Here is a 14,105-nt window from a genome sequence, read left to right as displayed (position 1 = left end):
GCCATCAACAGCCTCGCCGGCTACTACGGCGAACGCGTCACGACGAACTGACAGTCACCGACACCCGGCCACCCACAAAGATCAGGACACTCCCATCGCCTGCACTCACCTGGACGGTTGGTCGCAAGGGCACGGCCGTCTGTGCTTCGTTGTCGGAGGAGAGGGGAAGGACCGCGTCAGGTGCTGGACGATGATGTGCTCGGTACGGGGGCGTTCCAGCTAGCGAGTAGGCCCAGTGCCTCGGCGTCTCGACTGCCGGGGGCGACGCCGCAGACGATGAGGTACAGGCCTTCGTCGGCGGCGAGTTCCATGGTCTCGTAGGTGAAGGTGAGTTGGCCGACGACGGGGTGGTTGAGGCGTTTGGCGCCGGCGCGGTGGCGGCGGACTTCGTGTTGCGCCCAGCGCTCGCGAAAGGTGTCGCCACGGGTGGACAACTCGCCGATCAGATCGGACAGGGCCTTGTCGTAGGGGTTGCGGCCGACTTCCGTGCGCAGGGTGGCGACGTTCTGGTCGGCGACGGCGTCCCAGTCCGGGTAGAAGGCGGGGGCGGCCGGGTCGAGGAAGGTGAAACGGGCGGAGTTGACCGGCCGGGCGGGGCTGTTGAAGACCGGCGCGAACAGGGCGCGGGCCAGGGTGTTGCCGGCGAGGAGGTCGAGGCGGCCGTTGCGGATGTAGGCCGGGACGCCGTTCATCGCCTCCAGCATGTTCCACAGCTCCGGGCGGACCGGCTGGCGCCGGGGACGGCGCGGAGTACCCGCTTGGGCGGCGGTCCCCGCGGTGGCGTTGGCGGCCCGGACGAGATCGAAAAGGTGGGCGCGTTCGGCGTCGTCGAGGAGCAAGGCGCGGGCGATGGCGTCCAAGACCGCGTCGGTGGCGCCTCGGGCATCGCCGCGCTCCAGCCGGGTGTAGTAAGGGACGCTGACCCCGGCGAGCAGGGCGACTTCTTCGCGGCGCAGGCCGGGGACGCGGCGGGTCCCGGCGAGGGGGGAGACCGTGAGGCCGGCCTGCTCGGGGGTGACGCGGGCGCGCCGGGTGGTGAGGAAGTCGCGGATCTCGCTGCGTCGGTCCATGCCTCGACACTACGGCCGGACCCCTTGTAGGGCACGCGTCTGGGGGACCCTGGCAGGGTCTCCTTCGGTGTCGAATCGGCGGCCGTGGCGGTGTTGTCTGGAGAGCGATTCACCAGCAGGTCCACCGCAAGAGGCACCGATGTCCAGCACCGCCCGCACCGCCGCTCCGGCCCACACTCCGGGCCGGGTCGCCGGCTCACCGAGGGCCATGCGCGACATCACCCTCACCGGCGGCGTGGATCCGGCCCGCCACTACATCGACGACATCCTCCCCGACGTCCTGGAAGGCCGCATCGAACCCGGCCGGGTCTTCGACCACGCCGTCGACCTGGACGGCGTCCGCGACGGCTACCAAGCGATGGCAGACCGCCAGGCCCAAGGTCCTCGTCAGCCCCTGAACCACCTCGCCCCAGCCCATCGCAATCCGCTCGGAGAACACCATGAACATGACCATGAACGTGACCCTGAACAACGGCGTGACGATGCCCGCCCTCGGCTTCGGTGTCTTCCAGACGCCCCCGGACGTCACCGCACAGGCCGTCCGCACCGCCCTGGAGACCGGATACCGCCTCATCGACACCGCCGCCGCCTACGCCAACGAACGCGGCGTCGGCGAAGCCATCCGGGACTCCGGGCTGCACCGCGACGAGGTGTTCATCGAGACCAAGGTCTGGATCAGCGACTACGGCTACGACCAGACCCTCCACGCCTTCGACAAGAGCGCCGGCAAGCTCGGCGTCGACCACATCGACCTGCTCATCCTGCACCAGGCCCTGCCCAGCCGCTTCGACCTCACCCAGGACGCCTACCGCGCCCTGGAGACCCTGCTCGCCGATGGACGCGTGCGCGCGATCGGCGTCAGCAACTTCATGCCCGACCACCTCGACGCGCTGCTCAGGCAGACCGACATCGTGCCCGCGGTGAACCAGGTCGAGGTGCACCCCTACTTCACCCAGCCGAACGTACTGGCCGCCGACGCCGCCCACGGCATCCTGACCCAGGCCTGGTCGCCGATCGGCGGCATCACCAGCTACCGCGGCACCGGCACCAGCACCTTCGAGGACCCCACCATCACCGCCATCGCCACCGCCCACGGCAAGACCCCGGCTCAGGTGATGATCCGCTGGCACCTGCAGGAAGGCCGCTCCGCCATCCCCAAGTCCGTACGCCCCGAGCGCATCGCAGAGAACTTCGACGTCTTCGACTTCGAACTCACCACCACCGAACTCGCGGCCCTGGACGCCCTCGACACCGGCGTCCGCGGCGGCCCCGAACCGGCCGACATCACCCTGGAGGCCTACGGCCGCGCGATCCCCGAGGCCTGACCCCCGATCGGATCAGCCGTGTGTCGTGCCGAAAACCCCGTCCGTGCAGGTCAAGCAGCATGGTGGTACTGGTCCGACGAGGGGGGCATGCCCCTAACCTGTTCACCGCTTACGGGGCGGGGTCCGGATCCACGTTGAGGATCTCGGCGCCCACCTCGTCGGGCGTGAGCGCTGCGACGCCGACGCGCGGTGCGACGAACTCAGGCCTGCCTACGATCCCTTGGCCGACAACATCGCCTAAGCCGACATGCGCAAGGGAGGGACGGCCGAACGGGCCTCGGGCCAGCTCTCCGTCGTGCGAATTCCGTCGAGCTCGCGGCACGTACCACGTACTGCGACGGTATGCGCGCCCGCGGACAGGTGCCGTCCGGCAGGTCCGGCCAGGTGACGCCCGTCGGCGTCTGACGGAAGATGCCACCTTCAGGTGACACCACGAGTGGGTGTGGCTGAAGGAGCGTCAGCATGCAGGCGGGGGTGCCATACAAGGAGCGGCGGGAGGTCCCCGGCGACGCTGTCGAAGCGGACGCGCCCCCGGGCCAGGGTGTCGACCTGGTCCTCAACCCGGTCGGCTGCCCGGTCCGCCGGGCGATCCCGGACGCACTCGCCCCGTTCGGCCATGGCATCGTCGACGGCGATCTGGGGCGCTACGCGGACTGGGGCCCGTCAAGGTCGGGCCTTGCCGAAGTACATGAGTTCCCACAGGGCGTTGTCGGTGTGGTTCTCCAGGAGTTCTTCGCCCCGGTACCGTTCGACGCGCAGCTCGCCGGCTTCCCCTCATCTTGGGGATGACGTGGCCGGCGACGTCGTGGCGGTCGGGTCCCGGCTCGCACCAAAGGGAAAGCTGTTGGCGACATTGCCTGAACGCGTGCTGATAGCCGAAGCCAGTGTCAGACGGCAGCCCGTACAGCGAAGGCGGCTACGGCGGCACCAGCGTGTCCTCCCCGTGCTGGACGGCCGTCCCGGCCGACGCCAACCAGGCCCGCGGTGACCGTCCGCTCGGGTTCGCCAACCCGGAGATCTACGACCGGTTCGGTACCAAGGACTTCCACGACATCGTCAACAAGACGGCCCTGAACGGCCAGCCGCCGCTCAACGCGGTCTTCGACAACGGCTTGCAGAACGGCAGCCTGAACGCCGCCCTGGTGGCCTTCGGCCGTGACTACGGCCTGGTGGCCACCCCCGGCTTCTCCAACGCCACCGGCGTCGGCTCGCCGACCGCCGCCTACCTGGAGTCCTACAAGCACTGAGAGCCGGACAGCAGAGACTAGAGACTGCACACGACTGAGTCCGAGGCCCCGGGCCCGGCGGGGATCACGCCCCGCCGGGCCCCTGCCTTCACAGTCGGCAGGCTCTCCCCGAACGTTGTACGAACCGGCCACCGATCCGAGTCATCGATCTCGGTCCGACCGACACCCCGTTCAGCTGTCACTCTTCACCCGACGCGGGGCTCTGCGGTTCCCGGCATCTCGCGGGCACCGGGCTCGCGACGTCTCGATGCCGTGGCCGCCCGCCACCCCGTCCTTCGCCGGCCTGGGTCACGGACGGCTCTGGAAGCTGAGCAGGCCGATGGCGTTTCCGTCGTGGTCCACCACGGGCCAGGCTGCCAGGCCGCGCGAGTGCATGGTGGCAGCAGCGGTACCGGCGGACATGTCGGCGGTCGCGAAAGGGGCGCGGTCGATCTTGGCGTTGCGGACCGGGGTGCGTTCGGTGTACCAGGAGCGGGTCTGGAACGGCGCGAGGTGCTGACGGGTCAGCAATCCGGCGCAGCGGCCGTCGTCGTCGCGGACCAGGATGTGCGGGGATCCAGAGCTGCGCAGGATGTCCATCGCGGCATCGACGGTCACGTCATCGCTGATCTGCAGGTCCGGGCGTTTCATGAGGTCGCCGACTGTCGCGGCGGTCATGGCGGGGTCGGGGGCAAGGGAAATGGCGGGCTCCTTTGAGCTGCTGCGGCGGGGTCGGCGTGAGTTTTGGCGCTGGTGCTCGACTCCTGCCTGGGGCGTGCGCCGTTGACGGACCCTTGTGGTCCGACGCCGGTGGGAGCGTTATGCGGCGGGAGCGGTGCGCCTCGGCATCGCTGTACTGCGGGGGCTGCTGGTGGTCGGCCGGTTGCGGCTGGTGTGGGCGGGGCGGCCGCGGTGGTCGCGCCGCGCGGCGGCGTTGCGGCGGGGGTGTTCGACGACGGGGTCGGCGATGACGACGGGAACTCCGGTGGGGACGCGAGCACCGGTGACGCGGGCCAGCACCTCGTCGGTGGAGTGGACGTGCGCGGAGGCCGGGGTGATGCCTGCGTTGGCCATCATGCGAGCCGTCTGGCGGCGTTGGTGGGGCAGGACCAGGGTGACGACCGTGCCGGACTCGCCGGCCCGGGCGGTGCGCCCGCCGCGGTGCAGGTAGTCCTTGTGGTCGCTTGGCGGGGCCAGGTTGACGACCAGGTCGAGCCCGTCAACGTGGATGCCGCGGGCGGCGACGTTGGTGGCGATCAGCGCGGTCACCTGTCCGGTGCGGAACTGCTCGAGGGTGCGGGTGCGCTGGGGCTGGGACTTGCCTGCGTGCAGGGCGGCGGCCTTGACCCCGTTCGCGAGCAGGTCCGCCACGAGACGGTCGGCGTCGTGCCTGGTGTCGGTGAACATGATCACCCCGCCGTCGCGGGAGGCGATCCGGGCGATCGTGGCGTCCTTGTCCGCGCTCTGCACATGCAGGACGTGGTGCTCCATCGTGCTGACCGCTCCAGCGGACGGATCAACCGAGTGGGTGACCGGGTCCTTGAGGAAACGCTGCACCAGGCGGTCGACGTTGCGGTCCAACGTGGCGGAGAACAGCATCGTCTGGCAGCCGTCGGCCACCTGGTCGAGCAGCTCCGTCACCTGCGGCAGGAAGCCCATGTCGGCCATCTGGTCGGCCTCGTCCAGCACCGTGATCCCGACACGGTCCAGGAGGCAGTCGCCCCGCTGGATCAGGTCCATGAGCCTGCCCGGGGTGGCCACCACGACCTCCGCTCCGCGGCTCACCTCCCGCGCCTGCCGGGTGATCGACATCCCGCCGACCACGGTCGTCATCCGCAGACGCACCGCGTGCGCGTACGGGGTCAACGCCTCGGTGACCTGCTGCGCCAGCTCTCGTGTGGGCACCAGTACCAGGGCCAGCGGGCGGCGCGGCTCGGCACGCCGACCGGCGGTACGGCCCAGCACGGCGAGGCCGAACGCGATGGTCTTGCCCGAACCCGTGCGCCCGCGGCCCAGCACGTCACGGCCCGCCAGGGCGTTCGGCAGCGTCGCGGCCTGGATCGGGAACGGGGAGGTGACGCCCTGTCGGGTCAGCACCGACAACAGCGCGTTGGGCATGTCCAGCTCGCCGAACGACTCGACGGCCGCAAGTGCAGGTGTGACGCTGACCGGGATCGCGAACTCGCCCTGCGGAGCGTCGCCCTGACGCCCCCTTGGGGCTGACGACGACCGTGCGTTCCCGGAACGGGCACCGTAGAAGGCGCCACCGCCGGATCGGTCTCCGCTGCCGCCGGCGGAGCGGGACCCGCGGGCTCGGCCGCCGGACCGTGATCCTTCGGCGGAACGGGAACCGGAGTCCTGGTGCGAAGAGCGACGTGCATGAATCATGCGGAACCTTCCTCAGGGCGGCACGTCACCAGGAAGGTTCCGCAGCGTGAGGCGCAGGCGGAGACCACAAGAGAACGGGCCGAGAATGTGGCGGGTGGAGCGTGGACGGTACCGCCGCGCGGCACGTCACCTACTGTCGGCGCTCACCGAAAAGGGGCGGGAGCGAGAAACCTCGAACGTGCGACGTCGTGGTGGGGGCGCCGTGCGTCGGACTGGACGCTGTGCGTTCGCGGGAGCGGTTTGCGGGACCAAGGGCCTGAACGGCCGGACATGGGTCGTGGCGCAATGCCGAGGGGCCCGCACCGGGCATGTACGCGGTGCGGACCCCTCGCTGCTGGGCGGGTGCCTCGGCAGAAAAACTACAGCGGACGAATGTTCTCGGCCTGCGGGCCCTTCTGGCCCTGCGCGACATCGAACTCGACCTTCTGGCCCTCGAGCAGCTCACGGAAGCCGTTGGCGTTGATGTTCGAGTAGTGGGCGAAGACGTCCGGGCCGCCGCCGTCCTGCTCGATGAAGCCGAAGCCCTTTTCCGCGTTGAACCACTTCACAGTGCCATTAGCCATAAAACAATCTCCTTCAAGGGGCTGTCCGAAGCGCGCACGGCGCGGGCTTCGAGTCGCCGCGATGAGCACCCACCCGAAAAGACCGGGAAACAAAAATGCGCCTGCAAACATCAGCAGGCGCACACAAAGTTCATGGGAACCACTACTGCAACTGATGAGACCCTAGCAGGCCCCGGCCGACCCTGCCCGGATATTTCACCCCCAGTTCCGGGAGGACGTCTCCGCGCCCACCACCCACCAGGCCTCCGGCCCCGCCAACACGCCGTGACAGCCCGATGGTTGAGCACATGGCCGCCCCCGTGGTCCGCTTGGCGGCGGCTCCCGGAAGCGTGACACGGCTGGATCTGGGACAGGTGTCGCCGACACTGGCGCCCCGGCGGTTCGAACCCCGGACGGCCATCGCGCGCCGCCGAATTCAGCTCCCAGGGGACTGCCTTTTCAGGGATTCCGGCACATACTGGAGCCAATGAGAAAATCAGCAGCAGTCCGGCGGCCCCTGCCCACCAGTCCCTTCAAGGCCAAGGTCGAGGCACCCCTCAAACGGTTCGCCCTGGGTGACCGGGTCACCCATGACAGCTTCGGCCTCGGCCGGGCCATCGGCGTCGAGAGCGACGGTGCGGTGCTCGTCGACTTCGGATCGCAGCAGGAACGCATCTACGAGCCGTATGCGGGGATGTTCAAGCTCTGACTTCAGCCGGACCTGGGCACAGGACCTGGTCTTTTCGATCGCCCGCCCGTGACCTCCCAGTCCCGAGACAGCGGGCGGCTCCCTGTCGCCTTGGTCGGGCTCATCCCGGCGGCGCACTGCGGGGACGAGGCTTCCCCAGGGTGACGACCCCAGCGATCGGTGGACAAGGAACGCACATCCGGCGCTGCGGGTCGGCCCCGGACGTCCGGGGCCGGCTTCGCGTGGGTGTGGTGAATCATTCCCACACCGGCCGTTGCCGGTTGCGCCTGCCCGTAGCGGGGCTACGGACGGCGACCTCGGCCCGTGCGGTCTTGCCGCCGGGCTCGTTCCCTGCACACCCCAAACCGACGGCCGGGACAGGACGAGCCCGCCAGGGCCCCGGGGCGCAGGACGCCCCGGGCTTGGACCCTAGGTGTCGGCGGTGGGCTCCTGCCCGGAGTCGGCGCGGCGCAGTTGTTCGTTGATGCGTAGGGCTTCTTCGAGTTGGTCTTCGAGGATGACGATGCGGCAGGCGGCCTCGACGGCGGTGCCCTGGTTGACCAGATCGCGGGCGCGCATGGCCAGGCGCAGTTGGTAGCGGGAGTAACGGCGGTGGCCGCCCTCGGAGCGCAGTGGGGTGATCAGGCGGTGTTCGCCGAGCGCTCGTAGGAATCCGGGGGTGGTACCGGTCATCTCGGCGGCGCGGCCCATGGTGTAGGCCGGGTAGTCGTCGTCGTCGAACGTGTGGGCTGTGTCGGGACTGGGCGTGGGAGTCACTGCACCTCTCTGGTTCTCGCGAGAACGCGTCGAGGGGCCCCGGGACCTGTGTCGGCCCGGGGCCCCGAAGGGAAACAACACCATCTACCGGCCGGAGCCGGTCCTGTTCTTCCGCACCGCCCGGGGGGATGGGGCGTGCGGGGATCGCGTAAGCGTGACCGGAAACCACCGTCCTTGCCTTGGGGTCTGCGGTATCCGCCCGGGCGCGTGTTCACCGGCCGGGCGATCCTGATGGCGCCTGCGCCCTCCTTCGTTCATCTGATAGCTGACGGGGAAACTGCGTACTGCTGGTCGTGCCGGCCAGCACGCGCGCCCGCAGTCCTGGCGCCTTTGCTGGGTTCCCTGCTGTGTTCTTGTGACTGCTGGCACTTCCGTACTGCAGAGGCGGCGGCCCCTTTGAGAACCGCGGGCCGCCCGGTCCGGCAGCCAGCTCCGTCGCCCTTCCTGCGCTTGCTCGGCTTCGGGGCTCTGCTGCCGGACCGTCGTGCGAAAACTGCTGTCCTGCGGACCGCCAGTTCATGTCTGGCGGGTGTCATCGACTGCTGACTACGAGAGAAACACTAACCGCTGACGAGGGCAATGTCTACTCCAGCGAGCATAGATTTTGCATTGCCCTGGGGAGAGCTAACTTCCTGCCGCGCGGGCGCACGCGGGCGCATGCCAGCAGGACCGCACGGTCTTGTGCTCGGAGCGGGAGCGGGAGCGGGAGCGGGAGCGGGAGCGGGAGCGGGAGCGGGAGCGGGAGCGGCCGGAACCTTGGTTTGGCTCGGTGGGCAACGGCTCACGCGAGGGACTGCCGCCGTGAACAGGCCCCGCGCGCAGAGCCTCGGCGCGGGAGTTGCACGTGCCGGCAGGCCGGGGATCTGGTGTCCGCGCCACGATCGCCGGGGCGACCACGAAGCCGGCACGGGGTCCTGTGAAGAGTGCCGGTGCGGCGCAATAATCTGGCGTCATGTCGAAACCCGATGGGCTGCTCGCCGACATCGCCGCGATGGTGGAGTCCGAGCACAGCAACCAGATGCCCCTCACCGTGGTCGTGCCCGGCGCCGTCATCACCGGCAGGCTGGCCCCGGAAAGCCTGTGGCGCGAGCGCGTCGCCGAGGTCCTCGAAGCATCGGAACACCTCAAGCCGTTCTCTGCGCCCTTCGCCGCCGCCGAGGCGCAGCACGCCGCCGACCTGGACCAGAGCGGACGGCCGACCCACCTGCACCTGCACCTGGCGCGCATCCTGCAGGGCAGCTACGGGCTGCCCCATACCGGCGGCATGTACCGCATCCGTATCGCCGACATCAACAGCTGGACTGTCGGAGACCTCAGCTACTCCGACCAGTGACCGTACGCCAGGACCCGGGGCCGTCCGGTGATCCCGTTGGCCCGGGTCCTGGCGAATACGTTGTGGAGGAGCGTGCCGTCCACCGGGCCGTCACCGGCCTGGTGCAGGCCGGTGACGGCCCGGACGCTGCGGGGGCGGTAGTCAGCGGCTGGGACGCCGCGCGCCGCCGCGGACTTTGAGTCCGCCCAGGAGCAGCGCGGCGAGGAAGACGACCACGCCGATGATGAGCAGGTAGAACAGGCCCTTGGCGACCGCGCCGATAATGCCGAGCGCGACGGCGGCCAGGATGAGCAGCAGTACGAGGACCATGGCTTGGGCCTTCCCTGTGGTGCTTGGTCAGCGTCGGGCGAGGCGGCGTTCGCCGCCCTCGCCGGGCGTGTAGGGCAGTTCGTAGTGGGCGAAGACCGCCGGTTCCTCTTCGGCGGGCAGTACCCCGTCGGTGTCGATCGCTGGCGCGTCCTTGACCTGGGACTTGGCGAAGGCGACCTTCAGGTAGCCCGGGCCGACCAGCGCGCCGTCCAGTGGCACGAAGACCAGGCGGTGCCTGGTGGGCAGGCCCACGGTGACGGTGCCGAAGCTGGGCTCGTCGGTGGCGGTGTCCACATAGACGGACTCCAGCGTGCCGATCTTCTTGCCGTCGCGGTCCACCACGTCGTGCATGCGCCACTCCCGGACATCGACTATCGCGATCACTGCCAGGCCTCCCTTCCCTGGTTGCCGTGATCGCCCAAAGTTGGCGGGTGACCGTCGGCCCGATGATGATCATGCCGTCTGGTTGCCGCGGGACGCCGTCACCGCGCGCGCGAGGACCCGTGCTCCACCCGTCCGGGTGATGCTGGGTGTGTCCGCTGCGGTGTCACGGTCCGGGCATGGGGCCGGTGTAGAGGAGTTCGGCGGTGGTGTGCTGGGCTCTGCGCAGGTGTGTGGCGGCTTCTTCGAGGGCGGCGATGGCCAGGCCCAGTTCGGTGGCCACGACGGCCTGCACCCGTGAGGGGATGGGCGGGTCGTCCAGGACGGCGAGGTGCTGGTCGGGTATGGCGTTGATCGCCGCGGCGGTCTGGTGGAGGGTCAGCGGGAGCTGTTCGAGCATCCCGGCGAGGGCGCCGAGGGTGTGGTGGGCGTCGATGGGGTAGGGGAAGCAGCCGGGCCGGGCGGTGATTTCGCCGAGGCTGCGGATCTGCTCGGTCGCTGCCGCTGCGGCCTGGTGCGGGCTGCGGGCGCCGGTCATGACGGACTCCGGTCTGGTGCGGGCTGCTGCGGTGGGGTGGTGTACCAGCTGGTAGGGGTGGGCGGGCCGGGCTGGAGGGGTGGGCGGTGGGCGTGGGCGCCGAGCATCGGTGCGTGGTGGCGCTCGGGGCGGTGGCTGGCGGGGTCGGTGACCTGCCGGCGGGGCGCGGTGGCGCTTCACTCTGCGGGCAGGTTGTGGACGCGGACCGGGCCGGCCACCACGGTGGCGCCGCGCGGTCGCGTCGGCTGTCGCATCGGTCTGGGTGCTGCCGGGGCCGGTGACCGGCCCGGGTCCTGTGGCCGGGAACCATTCTGGGCCTCGCGTCTCAGGAGGCGGTAGGCGGCCAGGACCTCGGCAGTCCGGGCCGGGGAGGCCGGATCGGGGCTGGTGTCCGGGTGCCAGGCGCGGGCGAGTACACGGTAGGCACGCGTGACCTGCTCCAGGTCGGCGCCCAACGGCAGTCCGAGTACCCGGCGCGCGTCCTCGACCGCGTCCCAGCCCGGTTCCCTGGTCGCCTGCCGTCCTTTGTCATCCTCAGCGGGTGTGCCGGCACCGTTCCGGGGTGTGCGGCGGACTGCGAACCTTCCCCGACGCTGCGGTGGTCACCGCGCGCGAGAGCGGCAGCCGCCGCGGGGAGCCATCCGGGGCAGGTCGGCCAGGAGCTCGGTCGGATGGTGGGAGCAGGAGGTCTTCTTCGGCCAGGTCGTGCAGGTCGGCCGCCAGGAGGCCGGGGTCGGACCAGACGAGGTCCCAGAAGGCCTCGTCCACAGTCGGGTCGGTCTTCGTCTGCCAGGTCATGGTGCCTGCCTCGCAGAGGGGTCGGGGTGTCGCGCGGACAGACCGGGGGATGTGTGTGTCCGCGCGACACCGTTTCCTTTCGGGGCACCAGGCCCGAGGGTGTGGGCCTGGAGTCGTGGGATGCCCGGTTGCGGTGTCGGAGTTGCCGTGCGGGCGTCCGGGGGAAGGTTCCGCCCGCACGGCCGTTCTCCCTTTCCCGCGTCCGGGCCTGAGGGCCAAGGTCAGGCCTGGAGTTCCTTGCGGTCGCTGCCGCCGCTGATCTGGATCTTGCGGGGTTTGGCGGTCTCGGCGACCGGGATGGTGAGGGTGAGCACTCCGGCCTCGTAGGCGGCGCTGATCTTGTCGGTGTCGAGGGTGTCGCCGAGGAACAGCTGCCGGGAGAACACCCCGAGCGGCCGCTCGGAGACCTGGACCTCGGCGTTGTCGCCGTGCTGCGTGGGGCGGCGTTCGGCCTTGACGGTCAGCACGTTCTTCTCGACGTCCAGGTCGATCGCGTCCGGGCTGATGCCGGGAAGGTCGAACTGCACGTAGAACGTGTCGCCGTCGCGCCAGGCGTCCATGGGCATCGCGGACGGGCGCGACCACGTGCCGGTGGTGCCGAACATCTGCTGGGTGATCCGGTCCAGCTCGCGGAAGGGGTCAGTGCGCATCAACATCGTCGAGCCTCCTCGTCGAATCCAGTGGCAACATCGACGCGCTCACACATCCCGTGATAACACGTCGTCCATAAAGTGACAAGCTTTGAATGTCGCTTGATGGACGACATTGGGACGTGGTTACGCGTGGGTGGGTGAACAGGACATGAGTGTGGCCTTCAGCAGCCGGGCCATCGGGGGCGGGGTGCCGCGCAGCGCCGGCCGGGGGCGTCGCGGCCCGGGTGGTCACGCCGCAGCGGGGGCCGCGGCATCCTGCCGGGGGCGGGGCCGCGTGCCCTCGGCGCCCTGGACGGTGATCTTGCGGGGCTTGACCGCCCCCGCCACCGGCACGGTCAAGGTCAGGACGCCGTCGTGCAGGCCGGCCTCCAGGCGGTCGGCGTCCAGGGTGTCGGCCAGTTCGATCCGGCGGGCGAACACCCCGTGCCGCCGCCCACCGGCCTCGGTGCGCGCAGCCTGACTCCGCCCGGTGGGGCGGCGCTCCGCACGTACCGTCACCAGCCGGCCGGCCACCTCCACGTCCACCGCGTCGGCCGGGACGCCGGGCAGGTCGAGCGCGATGACATACCGGTCGCCGTCGCGCCAGGCGTCCACCGGGATCGGTGCCGGCTGGGACCCGGAACCCGGCCGGTCCTGTCGGACCGTGGGGTTCACCTGGCGGGTCACCGCAGTGCGCATGAACATCGTCGGACACCTCCGGTCCAAGGGCTTTCTCGCTGTGTCGCACCGGTGCGGTGCGAACGGAAACCGTTGTAGCATGTCGTCCAGACGATGACAAACACGCCGTCAGCGAAAGAGTGACCATCATGGACGCGCACGATCACACCGGCGAGGCGGGGCCGGTTTCCTTCATGGCCGCCGCTTCCGCGCTGGGGATGATGGACGCCGCCGCCCGCACGGCTCGCCACGCACCCCGCGAGGCTGCCGACCAGGACGACCCCCGGCAGGCCCTGGCTGCGCTGATGCTGCTGCGGCACGTCCGCGACGAACTCGCCGGCTGGGAGACCAGCCTGATCGAGACCGCCCGCACCGCGGGGGCCACCTGGGCCGATCTCGCCGAACCCCTCGGTGTTCAAAGCCGCCAAGCCGCCGAACGCCGCTACCTGCGCCTGCGCCCGGACCAGGCTGCGGGCACCACGGCGGGCAGCACTGGTGAGCAGCGCGTCCAGGCCGCCCGCGACCAGCGCGCCGCCGACCGCGCGGTGACCGGCTGGGCCCGCGACAATGCCGCCGACCTGCGCCGCCTGGCCGGTCAGATCGGCGCCCTGGAGGACCTCACCACCAGCGCGGTCCCGGCCATGGAACGTCTCCTGGACGCCCTCGGCGACAACGACCCCGCCCGCCTGCTGGCGCCCCTCGCCGAAACCCGACCCCATCTCGAAGCGGCCCACCCGAAAATCGCGGGTCGTCTGGACGAACTCACCGCCCGCACCGACCAGCTGCGCGCCCACAGCGACCGGCAGCGCCGCACCCCACCGGGCCCATGACCGCCACGGCCACCTGCACTTGACGGCCCCCGTAACACCCTGATCCGTGACGGCCCTGCCGTCCCCGACCTCTCCGACGCCCATGACTCCAGCCGATCTCCAACAGCTGCTCATCGAGCGCGCCCCCACCGTCCCCGGCATCACCGACGCCGGCAAGCGTGACGACGACAGCCCCTACGGACTGACCGTCACCCTCACCGACGGCGGGCAGGTGTGGTGGTCCATAACCGGAGCGAGCGGACCGGCTCCCACCACCGACGAAGGCTTCAGTGCCGAGGAGATACCGGACCTGACGGGATCCTCGGTCCCGGTGGCCCACGTCGAGCAGGCCCTGGTCGCCACCGCTGCCGGCGCGGACGATCCGTCCGGCGGAGTAGTTCGCGCCGACCGGTACAGCGTCCGCCCGAACCCGCCTGCGGTCCGCTACGGCGCCACGCTGGAATGCCGTGACGGCTGGAAGCTGTTCCTGTCCTGCTACGGCACGTCCCGCCCCGGCCGCACCAAACCCGAGCAGCCCTACAGACCCCTCAGCCACGTCTGAACACCCATGGGCCGGGCGCCACTGGGGGCCGAACGGTTCAGCCCCTGGG

The 14,105-nt window shown here is 70.3% G+C and carries 20 protein-coding genes; 7 read left to right on the top strand and 13 right to left on the bottom strand.

What is annotated here, in order from left to right:
* Window positions 1-176: 176 nt before the first annotated feature.
* Both ABH940_RS33090 and ABH940_RS33085 read right to left on the bottom strand, forming a co-directional pair.
* The gene (locus ABH940_RS33090) at window positions 177-1,070 is read right to left on the bottom strand and encodes a helix-turn-helix domain-containing protein (RefSeq protein WP_370061970.1); all 894 of its coding nucleotides are present in this window, start codon (window positions 1,068-1,070) and stop codon (window positions 177-179) included.
* 196 nt (window positions 1,071-1,266) lie between these two features.
* Window positions 1,267-1,524, bottom strand: coding sequence for a hypothetical protein (locus tag ABH940_RS33085; protein ID WP_370106955.1), 258 nt, complete (start codon window positions 1,522-1,524; stop codon window positions 1,267-1,269).
* Between ABH940_RS33085 and ABH940_RS33080 the strand changes: the two genes are divergently transcribed.
* The 3 genes from ABH940_RS33080 (at window position 1,511) to ABH940_RS33070 (ending at window position 3,642) form a co-directional block, all read left to right on the top strand.
* Entirely contained in the window at window positions 1,511-2,395 is an 885-nt protein-coding gene (locus ABH940_RS33080) for an aldo/keto reductase (protein ID WP_370061968.1), read from the top strand. The genes ABH940_RS33085 and ABH940_RS33080 overlap by 14 nt on opposite strands.
* Before the next feature lie 462 nt (window positions 2,396-2,857).
* Entirely contained in the window at window positions 2,858-3,184 is a 327-nt protein-coding gene (locus tag ABH940_RS33075) for a hypothetical protein (RefSeq protein WP_370061966.1), read from the top strand.
* 95 nt (window positions 3,185-3,279) lie between these two features.
* On the top strand, window positions 3,280-3,642 hold the full coding sequence (locus tag ABH940_RS33070; protein ID WP_370061964.1) for a hypothetical protein: 363 nt from the start codon (window positions 3,280-3,282) through the stop codon (window positions 3,640-3,642).
* 288 nt (window positions 3,643-3,930) lie between these two features.
* Here ABH940_RS33070 and ABH940_RS33065 read toward each other — a convergent pair whose 3' ends face one another.
* From ABH940_RS33065 to ABH940_RS33055, 3 genes are all read right to left on the bottom strand, one after another.
* Complete coding sequence (locus ABH940_RS33065; RefSeq protein ID WP_370061962.1) at window positions 3,931-4,299, bottom strand: CBS domain-containing protein; 369 nt, start codon at window positions 4,297-4,299, stop codon at window positions 3,931-3,933.
* Window positions 4,300-4,440: 141 nt separating this feature from the next.
* Complete coding sequence (locus ABH940_RS33060; protein WP_370061960.1) at window positions 4,441-6,009, bottom strand: DEAD/DEAH box helicase; 1,569 nt, start codon at window positions 6,007-6,009, stop codon at window positions 4,441-4,443.
* Between the two features lie 359 nt (window positions 6,010-6,368).
* Window positions 6,369-6,572 (bottom strand): cold-shock protein, encoded by a 204-nt coding sequence (locus ABH940_RS33055; protein ID WP_370061958.1) that lies wholly within the window; start codon window positions 6,570-6,572, stop codon window positions 6,369-6,371.
* A 466-nt stretch (window positions 6,573-7,038) separates the two neighbouring features.
* On the opposite strand from ABH940_RS33055, the gene ABH940_RS33050 reads away from it, so the two are divergent.
* A complete protein-coding gene (locus ABH940_RS33050) occupies window positions 7,039-7,260 on the top strand; it encodes a hypothetical protein (RefSeq protein WP_370061956.1) in 222 nt (73 codons plus the stop codon).
* Window positions 7,261-7,668: 408 nt separating this feature from the next.
* Here the strand turns inward: ABH940_RS33050 and ABH940_RS33045 are convergent, their stop codons facing one another.
* Window positions 7,669-7,950, bottom strand: a complete 282-nt coding sequence (locus tag ABH940_RS33045; protein WP_370062959.1) for a MerR family transcriptional regulator — start codon at window positions 7,948-7,950, stop codon at window positions 7,669-7,671.
* A 1,018-nt stretch (window positions 7,951-8,968) separates the two neighbouring features.
* On the opposite strand from ABH940_RS33045, the gene ABH940_RS33040 reads away from it, so the two are divergent.
* Window positions 8,969-9,349, top strand: coding sequence for a hypothetical protein (locus tag ABH940_RS33040; protein WP_370061954.1), 381 nt, complete (start codon window positions 8,969-8,971; stop codon window positions 9,347-9,349).
* Window positions 9,350-9,490: 141 nt separating this feature from the next.
* On the opposite strand, the gene ABH940_RS33035 is transcribed toward ABH940_RS33040, so the two are convergent.
* The 7 genes from ABH940_RS33035 to ABH940_RS33005 all read right to left on the bottom strand — a co-directional run bounded on the left by ABH940_RS33035 (window position 9,491) and on the right by ABH940_RS33005 (window position 12,712).
* A complete protein-coding gene (locus ABH940_RS33035; protein ID WP_370061952.1) occupies window positions 9,491-9,658 on the bottom strand; it encodes a hypothetical protein in 168 nt (55 codons plus the stop codon).
* Window positions 9,659-9,685: 27 nt separating this feature from the next.
* Window positions 9,686-10,009 carry a PRC-barrel domain-containing protein gene (locus ABH940_RS33030; protein ID WP_370106959.1) on the bottom strand — a complete coding sequence of 108 codons (324 nt, stop codon included), beginning with the start codon at window positions 10,007-10,009 and terminating at the stop codon, window positions 9,686-9,688.
* A gap of 196 nt (window positions 10,010-10,205) precedes the next feature.
* Window positions 10,206-10,577 carry a hypothetical protein gene (locus ABH940_RS33025; RefSeq protein ID WP_370061948.1) on the bottom strand — a complete coding sequence of 124 codons (372 nt, stop codon included), beginning with the start codon at window positions 10,575-10,577 and terminating at the stop codon, window positions 10,206-10,208.
* Between the two features lie 176 nt (window positions 10,578-10,753).
* On the bottom strand, window positions 10,754-11,038 hold the full coding sequence (locus ABH940_RS33020) for a J domain-containing protein (RefSeq protein WP_370062957.1): 285 nt from the start codon (window positions 11,036-11,038) through the stop codon (window positions 10,754-10,756).
* Between the two features lie 73 nt (window positions 11,039-11,111).
* Window positions 11,112-11,375 carry a hypothetical protein gene (locus tag ABH940_RS33015; RefSeq protein ID WP_370106954.1) on the bottom strand — a complete coding sequence of 88 codons (264 nt, stop codon included), beginning with the start codon at window positions 11,373-11,375 and terminating at the stop codon, window positions 11,112-11,114.
* A gap of 221 nt (window positions 11,376-11,596) precedes the next feature.
* Entirely contained in the window at window positions 11,597-12,031 is a 435-nt protein-coding gene (locus ABH940_RS33010) for an Hsp20/alpha crystallin family protein (protein ID WP_370106953.1), read from the bottom strand.
* A gap of 225 nt (window positions 12,032-12,256) precedes the next feature.
* Window positions 12,257-12,712, bottom strand: a complete 456-nt coding sequence (locus ABH940_RS33005) for an Hsp20/alpha crystallin family protein (protein WP_370106952.1) — start codon at window positions 12,710-12,712, stop codon at window positions 12,257-12,259.
* A 122-nt stretch (window positions 12,713-12,834) separates the two neighbouring features.
* On the opposite strand from ABH940_RS33005, the gene ABH940_RS33000 reads away from it, so the two are divergent.
* Both ABH940_RS33000 and ABH940_RS32995 read left to right on the top strand, forming a co-directional pair.
* Window positions 12,835-13,515: a type III effector protein gene (locus tag ABH940_RS33000; protein ID WP_370106951.1), complete on the top strand. Its 681-nt coding sequence runs from the start codon at window positions 12,835-12,837 to the stop codon at window positions 13,513-13,515.
* Window positions 13,516-13,597: 82 nt separating this feature from the next.
* Entirely contained in the window at window positions 13,598-14,056 is a 459-nt protein-coding gene (locus tag ABH940_RS32995; protein ID WP_370061940.1) for a hypothetical protein, read from the top strand.
* The last annotated feature ends 49 nt before the right edge of the window (window positions 14,057-14,105 follow it).

Source organism: Streptacidiphilus sp. BW17 (assembly GCF_041262485.1).
In the GTDB taxonomy this organism is placed as follows: domain Bacteria; phylum Actinomycetota; class Actinomycetes; order Streptomycetales; family Streptomycetaceae; genus Streptacidiphilus.
This window is presented reverse-complemented; position numbering and strand designations above follow the sequence as displayed.

Excerpts from the sequence above, each read along its gene's own strand:
- ABH940_RS33090 (WP_370061970.1), bottom strand. The coding sequence starts at position 1,070 with ATGGACCGACGCAGCGAGATCCGCGACTTCCTCACCACCCGGCGCGCC.
- ABH940_RS33080 (WP_370061968.1), top strand. The coding sequence starts at position 1,511 with ATGAACATGACCATGAACGTGACCCTGAACAACGGCGTGACGATGCCC.
- ABH940_RS33085 (WP_370106955.1), bottom strand. The coding sequence starts at position 1,524 with ATGGTCATGTTCATGGTGTTCTCCGAGCGGATTGCGATGGGCTGGGGC.
- ABH940_RS33075 (WP_370061966.1), top strand. The coding sequence starts at position 2,858 with ATGCAGGCGGGGGTGCCATACAAGGAGCGGCGGGAGGTCCCCGGCGAC.
- ABH940_RS33065 (WP_370061962.1), bottom strand. The coding sequence starts at position 4,299 with ATGACCGCCGCGACAGTCGGCGACCTCATGAAACGCCCGGACCTGCAG.
- ABH940_RS33060 (WP_370061960.1), bottom strand. The coding sequence starts at position 6,009 with ATGATTCATGCACGTCGCTCTTCGCACCAGGACTCCGGTTCCCGTTCC.
- ABH940_RS33055 (WP_370061958.1), bottom strand. The coding sequence starts at position 6,572 with ATGGCTAATGGCACTGTGAAGTGGTTCAACGCGGAAAAGGGCTTCGGC.
- ABH940_RS33050 (WP_370061956.1), top strand. The coding sequence starts at position 7,039 with ATGAGAAAATCAGCAGCAGTCCGGCGGCCCCTGCCCACCAGTCCCTTC.
- ABH940_RS33045 (WP_370062959.1), bottom strand. The coding sequence starts at position 7,950 with ATGGGCCGCGCCGCCGAGATGACCGGTACCACCCCCGGATTCCTACGA.
- ABH940_RS33040 (WP_370061954.1), top strand. The coding sequence starts at position 8,969 with ATGTCGAAACCCGATGGGCTGCTCGCCGACATCGCCGCGATGGTGGAG.
- ABH940_RS33035 (WP_370061952.1), bottom strand. The coding sequence starts at position 9,658 with ATGGTCCTCGTACTGCTGCTCATCCTGGCCGCCGTCGCGCTCGGCATT.
- ABH940_RS33030 (WP_370106959.1), bottom strand. The coding sequence starts at position 10,009 with ATGCACGACGTGGTGGACCGCGACGGCAAGAAGATCGGCACGCTGGAG.
- ABH940_RS33025 (WP_370061948.1), bottom strand. The coding sequence starts at position 10,577 with ATGACCGGCGCCCGCAGCCCGCACCAGGCCGCAGCGGCAGCGACCGAG.
- ABH940_RS33015 (WP_370106954.1), bottom strand. The coding sequence starts at position 11,375 with ATGACCTGGCAGACGAAGACCGACCCGACTGTGGACGAGGCCTTCTGG.
- ABH940_RS33010 (WP_370106953.1), bottom strand. The coding sequence starts at position 12,031 with ATGTTGATGCGCACTGACCCCTTCCGCGAGCTGGACCGGATCACCCAG.
- ABH940_RS33005 (WP_370106952.1), bottom strand. The coding sequence starts at position 12,712 with ATGTTCATGCGCACTGCGGTGACCCGCCAGGTGAACCCCACGGTCCGA.
- ABH940_RS33000 (WP_370106951.1), top strand. The coding sequence starts at position 12,835 with ATGGACGCGCACGATCACACCGGCGAGGCGGGGCCGGTTTCCTTCATG.
- ABH940_RS32995 (WP_370061940.1), top strand. The coding sequence starts at position 13,598 with ATGACTCCAGCCGATCTCCAACAGCTGCTCATCGAGCGCGCCCCCACC.